The 6960-nt window shown below is 72.7% G+C and carries 7 protein-coding genes; 3 read left to right on the top strand and 4 right to left on the bottom strand.

The window, feature by feature from the left end:
- Window positions 1-7 precede the first annotated feature (7 nt).
- The 3 genes from ACFWA7_RS32155 to ACFWA7_RS32165 form a co-directional block, all read right to left on the bottom strand.
- A complete protein-coding gene (locus tag ACFWA7_RS32155; protein ID WP_385545473.1) occupies window positions 8-733 on the bottom strand; it encodes a hypothetical protein in 726 nt (241 codons plus the stop codon).
- A 139-nt stretch (window positions 734-872) separates the two neighbouring features.
- Complete coding sequence (locus tag ACFWA7_RS32160; protein WP_385545476.1) at window positions 873-1190, bottom strand: ATP-binding protein; 318 nt, start codon at window positions 1188-1190, stop codon at window positions 873-875.
- A 134-nt stretch (window positions 1191-1324) separates the two neighbouring features.
- Entirely contained in the window at window positions 1325-2479 is a 1155-nt protein-coding gene (locus tag ACFWA7_RS32165; RefSeq protein WP_385545479.1) for an adenosine deaminase, read from the bottom strand.
- A gap of 114 nt (window positions 2480-2593) precedes the next feature.
- Between ACFWA7_RS32165 and ACFWA7_RS32170 the strand changes: the two genes are divergently transcribed.
- Complete coding sequence (locus ACFWA7_RS32170; protein ID WP_385545481.1) at window positions 2594-3358, top strand: alpha/beta hydrolase; 765 nt, start codon at window positions 2594-2596, stop codon at window positions 3356-3358.
- 116 nt (window positions 3359-3474) lie between these two features.
- On the opposite strand, the gene ACFWA7_RS32175 is transcribed toward ACFWA7_RS32170, so the two are convergent.
- Window positions 3475-4455, bottom strand: coding sequence for a LysR family transcriptional regulator (locus ACFWA7_RS32175; protein WP_385545484.1), 981 nt, complete (start codon window positions 4453-4455; stop codon window positions 3475-3477).
- A gap of 35 nt (window positions 4456-4490) precedes the next feature.
- Between ACFWA7_RS32175 and ACFWA7_RS32180 the strand changes: the two genes are divergently transcribed.
- Both ACFWA7_RS32180 and ACFWA7_RS32185 read left to right on the top strand, forming a co-directional pair.
- A complete protein-coding gene (locus tag ACFWA7_RS32180; protein WP_385826614.1) occupies window positions 4491-5780 on the top strand; it encodes an MFS transporter in 1290 nt (429 codons plus the stop codon).
- A gap of 83 nt (window positions 5781-5863) precedes the next feature.
- Complete coding sequence (locus ACFWA7_RS32185) at window positions 5864-6856, top strand: sigma-70 family RNA polymerase sigma factor (RefSeq protein WP_385826616.1); 993 nt, start codon at window positions 5864-5866, stop codon at window positions 6854-6856.
- The last annotated feature ends 104 nt before the right edge of the window (window positions 6857-6960 follow it).

Raw genomic sequence — 6960 nt, forward strand, 5'->3', positions numbered from 1 at the left:
GCCGGTGCTAGGAACCCAGCACCCGGCGTACCTTCTCCAGCTGCTTGTCCGCCACGTCCCTCGGCACCTCCACCAGCTCCTGGGCCTTGCCCGGGACCGGCGCGCCGAGGTTGATCGTCATGAACCGTACGATCGTGGCGCCCTGGCGCACCACGACGATGTGGACCGGCGTCTCCACGTTCACCTGCGTGGACGACGCGGACCAGCTCACCGACCCGTCGCCGCCGATCCGGTACGGCCGCGCCTTCACGCGCGCGTACGTGGAGCTCGTGCCGCCCAGCTCGGCCTTGAAGCCCGGGCAGGCGGCGACCGCCGCGCGCAGGTCCTTGATCAGCTTCTCGGCTTCGGGGCGCGCGTACGTACTGAGCGACGCCGCGACCGCGAGGCCGAGCTTGCGCTGGGAGCCCAGGCCCCGGTTGACGGTCTCGCGCGCCTGCGGGTTCGGCTCGTCGCCCATGATGTCGGCGAGCGGCTGGCACGGCTTGCGGTCGGCCTGCGGACGGGCCCGGCCCTGGGCGGTGGTGTCGGCGGAGACCTGGTAGCCGGGCACGTCGCCCTGTTCGAGGGCCGCCCGCTGGAGGCCGGTCCGCGCGGCCGCCGAGGCCGAGGAGCCCTTGGCGGCGGGCGCGGAGGCCTTGCCGTCGGAGCCGCCGCCCGACGAGCCGCACGCGGTGGTGAGGAGCAGCGCCGACGCCGTCATCAGCACGGCAGGTCCAGTCGCCTTCACACGCATCGTCGGAACCCTACTCACCTGTCAATAACCAGCGTACGAGCCGCGATCCTGACACAGACGCGGCGGAGCGCACACCCACGACCGGATGTGCGCCCCACCACAACACCTCAAAGCACCGCCAGGCGATACGTTTTGGCCATCAGCCGCCGAGGGGGAGCCCCGCTCCGCCCAGGGGCAGGCCGCCGAGAAGGCCGGCCACCGGGCCCGCGCCCCTGGTCGGCAGGGTGGACGCGCCCTTGCCCAGGGCGTTCTGACCGGCGGTCAGCGCCTGCGGGGCACCCGTCGGCAGCTTGTTGGTGACGCCCTCGACGGGCAGCGTCTTGGTCAGGCCCGAGAGGGCGGGGAGCTCGGGCACTCCGGCGACGGCGGGCGCGGCGGAGGCCGTACCGGCGGCAGCGGCGGCGAAGGCGACACCGACAGCGGCGGCACCGAGCGACTTGACGGCAGACTGCTTCATCTGGAACTCATCCTAGGGAAGGGGATGTGAGCGGCTCTGCAAGCTAGTCAGACCGCCGCTCGCCCCGCAAACACGTGAAACCAAGGAAAACGGCCGGGATTTACTTCTCCCGGCCGTTCCGATGATGTACCCGATCAGCCCATGGACGGGGTAGACCCGCTGGTCGCGGCGGTCTGCTTGAACAGCCATTCGGATTTCAGCTCGGCGTAGCCGGGCTTGATGACGTCATTGATCATGGCGAGGCGTTCATCGAAAGGAATGAACGCTGATTTCATCGCATTGACGGTGAACCACTGCATGTCGTCGAGCGTGTAGCCGAATGCCTCGGTCAGCCGCTCGAATTCCTCGCTCATGCTGGTACCGCTCATCAGACGGTTGTCGGTGTTGACGGTGGCGCGGAAATGGAGCCGGCGCAGCAGCCCGATCGGGTGTTCGGCATACGAAGTGGCGGCGCCGGTCTGGAGGTTGGACGTCGGGCACATCTCCAGCGGGATCCGCTTGTCACGTACGTACGCGGCGAGCCGCCCCAGCTTCACGGTGCCGTCCTCGGCGACCTCGATGTCGTCGATGATCCGCACCCCGTGGCCGAGCCGGTCGGCGCCGCACCACTGGAGCGCCTGCCAGATCGACGGCAGACCGAAGGCCTCGCCCGCGTGGATGGTGAAGTGGTTGTTCTCCCGCTTCAGATACTCGAACGCGTCCAGGTGACGGGTGGGCGGGTAGCCGGCCTCGGCGCCCGCGATGTCGAATCCGACCACGCCCGAGTCCCGGTAGGAGTTGGCGAGTTCGGCGATCTCCAGGGCGCGGGCGGCGTGCCGCATGGCGGTCAGGAGCGCCCCGACGCGGATGCGGTGCCCGTTGGCGCGGGCGCGCCGCTCGCCCTCGCGGAAGCCGTCGTTGACGGCCTCCACGACCTCCTGGAGCGTCAGCCCGTTCTCCAGGTGCTGCTCCGGCGCGTACCGGACCTCGGCGTAGACGACCCCGTCCTCGGCCAGGTCCTCGGCGCATTCGGCGGCGACGCGGAACAGCGCGTCGCGGGTCTGCATGACGGCGCAGGTGTGCGCGAAGGTCTCCAGATACCGCTCCAGGGAACCGGAGTCGGCGGCTTCCCGGAACCAGATGCCGAGCTTGTCGGCCTCGGTCTCGGGCAGACTGGTATACCCGGTCTGTTCAGCGATCTCGATGATGGTGCCAGGACGCAGACCGCCGTCGAGGTGGTCGTGGAGCAGCACCTTCGGGGCGCGGCGGATCTGGTCCGTGGTCGGAACGTCGGTGGTCTGGCTCGTCATCTGCGCATGCTAGCCCCTACGCGCGTAGATCACCGGGAGTCGCTCGGTTGCCGATGCGTAACAGTGACCGCGCGGACGGGTGGAGTACACCTCGGCTTCTGAGACTGTTCTGTCATGGCACAGCATGCGACTTCCCTGCCTGCTGCCCGGCTCGGACGGGCCGTCGGTGCGACCGGCGCCGGCTCCTCGGTCGGCGGTGTGGTGCTGGTGCTGCCGGACGGCGATCCCGTCTCGGCGCGCCGCCCTTCGCCCGTCTCGTACGCCTCGGCGCTGCCGTTGGCCCGGCGCCTGGCCCGGGCGGGGCGGGACGACGGGCTCGTGGCCCATCTCGTCCGCTACCGGGGCCGGGGCTGGAACGGCGGCGACGCCCGGCTCGCGGCGGACGCCGAGTGGGCCGCCGAGGAGGTGGTGCGGCGGTACGGGGACGTGCCCGTCTGTCTGGCCGGGCACGGGATGGGCGGGCGGGCGGCGCTGCGGGCGGCGGGGCACTCGGCCGTCAACTGCGTCCTCTCGCTGGCCCCTTGGCTGCCGGAGGAGGACGTGGCGGCCGAGCCGGAGCCGGTGAAGCAGCTGGTGGGGCGGCGGGTGCTGATAGTGCACGGCACCAACGACGCCCGCAGCGACCCGGAGTTGTCGTTCCGGCTCGCCGCGCGCGCGAAGAAGACCAACCGCGACACCTGCCGCTTCGAGGTCCACTCGGACGGGCACGGGCTGCGCCAGCACCGGGCCGAAGTCCTGGCCCTGGCGGCCGACTTCGTGAAGGGGTCGCTCTTCACGCACGCGTACGCGCGTCCCGTCGCCGACGCGCTGGCCGCCCCGCCGCCACTGGGTCTGCGGATGCCGCTGGCGGCCGGGTTCGGGAAGTCGCTGCACGTGTGAGGGGTACGGGGGCCGGTGCGGCTCACACCGGCAGACGCGGCGCCCGCGTACGGCTCACACCGGCAGACGCGGGACCCGCGTACGGCTCACACCGGCAGACGCGGCGCCCGTACGGCTCACACCGGCAGCAGCTGCCCGCGCCGCGACAGCAGGAAGGCCTTGAAGGCGGCCACCGGTGGGGTGTCCGGGTGGCCGTCCAGCCAGGCCACGCCGATCTCGCGCACCGCGCGCGGCGCCGTCACCGTCAGCTCGACGACGCCCGGACGGGCCACCGCGGGCGGCGGCAGCAGGGCCACGCCCAGGCCCGCCGCCACCAGGCCGCGCAGGGTCTCCGCCTCCTCGCCCTCGAAGGCGACCCTGGGCGTGAACCCGGCCTGCGCGCACAGGTCGTCCGTGATGCGCCGCAGCCCGTAGCCGGGCTCCAGGGTCACGAACGTCTCGTCGGCGGCCTCCGCGAGCCGGACCCGCTTGCGGGCCGCGAGACGGTGGTCGTCGGGGACGACGAGCCGCAGCCGCTGCTCGTCCAGACGCCGGGCCACGAGGTCGGGCGCGTCGGGCACCGGGGAGGTGAGGCAGAGGTCGAGGTCCCCCGCGCGCAGCCGCTCGATCATCGCCTCGCCGTAGTTCTGCACGAGGGTGAAGCGCACCCGGGGGTGGGTGACCCGGAAGGCCCGGATGAGGGCGGGCACGGTCTCGGAGCCCATGGTGTGCAGGAAGCCGAAGGCGACCTTGCCCGCCGCCGGGTCGGCGTCGGCCCGCACCGACTCGGCGGCCCGCTCCACCTCGGCGAGGGCGCGCTCGGCCGAGCCGAGGAAGGTGCGCCCGGCCGGGGTGAGCGAGACCGTACGGCCCTTGCGGGCGAACAGGGCGACCCCGAGGTCCTCTTCGAGGCGGACCATGGCCCGCGAGAGCGTCGGCTGGGGCACGCCGAGCTCGTGCGCCGCGCGCGTGACGTGCTCGTGGCGGGCGACCGCGGCGAAGTACGCGAGGCGGGGCGCGAGCACCGTGACAATGTCTTCTTCGTTACTGTTCAATGACAGACACCCGCCTGAGCTGTGCTTATGCGTACGTGCATCGATTATGCGCGCTCGATGCATTGGACGCATAAATCTGCCGGGCCTACGGTCGACGTATGCCTCCTGCCAGTACCGGGGCACCCACCACCGTGGGTGCCTCCACCGCGCCGTCCCCCGACCAGCTCTTCCCGGGTGCTCCCGGCTACCGCCGGATGAGCTTCGCGCTCTTCGCCGCCGGGGTCGCGACCTTCGCCCTCCTCTACTCCACCCAGGCCCTGCTCCCGCTGATCTCGGGCGACTTGGGGGTGTCGGCCTCCGCGGCGAGCTGGACCGTCTCGGCGGCGACCGGCGCGCTGGCGCTGTGCGTGCTGCCGCTGAGCGCGGTGTCCGAGCGGTTCGGACGGTCCCGGACGATGACGGTCTCCCTGGTGGTCGCGGTCGCGGTGGGGCTGCTCGTGCCGTTCGCGCCGAACGTGGGCTGGCTGGTGGCGCTGCGGGCGGTCCAGGGCGCGGCCCTGGCCGGGCTGCCCGCCTCCGCGATGGCCTATCTCGCGGAGGAGGTGCGGCCCAAGGCACTGGTCGCGGCGATCGGCCTGTTCGTGGCGGGCAACTCCATCGGCGGCATGAGCGGCCGCATCCTGACCGGCTGGGTGGCCCAGGCCTGGGGCTGGCGCGCGGCGCTGGCTGCGGTCGGGCTGCTGGCCGCCGGCTGCGCGGTGGCGTTCCGGCTGCTGCTCCCCAGGTCCCGCCACTTCAAGGCCGCGTCCCTCGACCCGCGCGCCCTCGCGGCGACCGTGCGCGGCCACCTCGCGGACCCGCTGCTCGTACGCCTGTACGCGATCGGCGCGCTCTTCATGACGGTGTTCGGCGCCGTCTACACGGTGATCGGCTACCGGCTCACCGCCGCGCCCTTCAACCTCCCGCAGGGCGTGGTCGGCTCGATCTTCCTGGTCTACCTGGTGGGTACGGTCTCCTCCGCCGGTGCGGGGACCCTGGTCGCCCGGCTCGGCCGCCGGGGCGCGCTCTACCTGGCCGTCTCGACCACCACCGCCGGTCTGCTGCTGAGCCTGCTCGACTCGCTGGCGGCGGTCCTGGCGGGCCTGGTGCTGATCACCGCGGGCTTCTTCGCGGGCCACGCGGTCGCCTCCTCCTCGGTGAGCCGCACCGCCAAGACGGGCCGCGCCCAGGCGTCGGCGCTCTACCAGTCCGCGTACTACCTGGGCAGCAGCGCGGGCGGCACGCTCGGCGCGATCGCCTTCCACGCGGGCGGCTGGCCCGCCACGGTGCTGCTCGGCCTGCTGGCCGTCCTCGGCGTCGTCTCGGTGACGCTGTACGGAAGCCACGCCGCCCGCACCGAGCGCAGGATCGCCGCGACGCGCCTCGCCCCACCCCACGCGACCTGCTGAAACGACCGCCTGAGGCGCGATTGTCAGTGGGCTCCTGTAGCTTCCGAAGAGCTGGAGCACATGGGCGATCTGGGGTGGACGCGATGGGTGAGCTGTCAACGGAACCGTCGGTGGCGACGGACCTGGACTCCCGCCTGGAGAAGCACCGGGTCGAGCTGACGGGGTACTGCTACCGGATGCTCGGCTCGGCCTTCGAGGCGGAGGACGCGGTGCAGGACACGCTGGTCCGGGCATGGCGGAGCTACGAGAAGTTCGAGGGCCGCTCCTCCCTGCGGTCCTGGCTGTACCGGATCGCGACCAACGTCTGCCTGGACATGCTGACCGCGAGCGGCAAGCGGGCCCGCCCGATGGACCTCACGGCCCCGCAGACGGCGTCCTCGGCCGTGCTGCGCTCGCGGCCGGAGGTGACCTGGCTGGAGCCGGTGCCGGACGCGCGGGTGCTGCCGACGGCGGTGGACGACCCGGCCGAGACGGCGGTCGCGCGCGAGAGCGTGCGGCTCGCCTTCGTCGCGGCCCTCCAGCACCTGCCGCCCAAGCAGCGGGCAGTGCTGATCCTGCGCGAGGTGCTCGCGTGGAAGGCGAGCGAGGTGGCCGAGCTGCTCGGGACGACGGTGGCATCGGTCAACAGCGCTCTCCAGCGGGCGCGTTCGACACTGGCGGAGTCGGAGCCGCGCGCCTCGGACGCGGCGGACCCGCTCGACGAGGAGCAGCAGAAGCTCCTGGCCCGCTATGTGGCGGCGTTCGAGGGGTACGACATGCCGGCCCTGACGTCCCTGCTGCACGAGGACGCGACGCTGTCCATGCCGCCGTACGACCTGTGGCTGCGCGGCCCCGAGGACATCGTGGCGTGGCACCTGGGCCCGGGGCACGGGTGCCGGGGGTCGCGCCTGGTGCCGACCGTCGCCAACGGGACGCCCGCCTTCGGGCAGTACCGACCCGGTGGCCCCGGCGGGCGGCATGAGCCGTGGGCGCTTCAGGTGGTGGAGATCGCCGACGGGAAGATAGTGGGGCTCAACGCGTTTCTGGACACGGCGCGTTGGTTCCCGGTGTTCGGTTTGCCGGACGGGCTCTCGTAGGGACAGTGCGGGCCGGTGGGGGCCGGTGGGGGCCGGTGGGGGCCGGTGGGGGCCGGTGGGGGCCGGTGGGGGCCGGTGGGGGCCGGTGGGGGCCGGTGGGGGCC

The sequence above is a fragment of the Streptomyces sp. NPDC059994 genome (assembly GCF_042737755.1).
Taxonomy (GTDB): Bacteria; Actinomycetota; Actinomycetes; order Streptomycetales; family Streptomycetaceae; genus Streptomyces.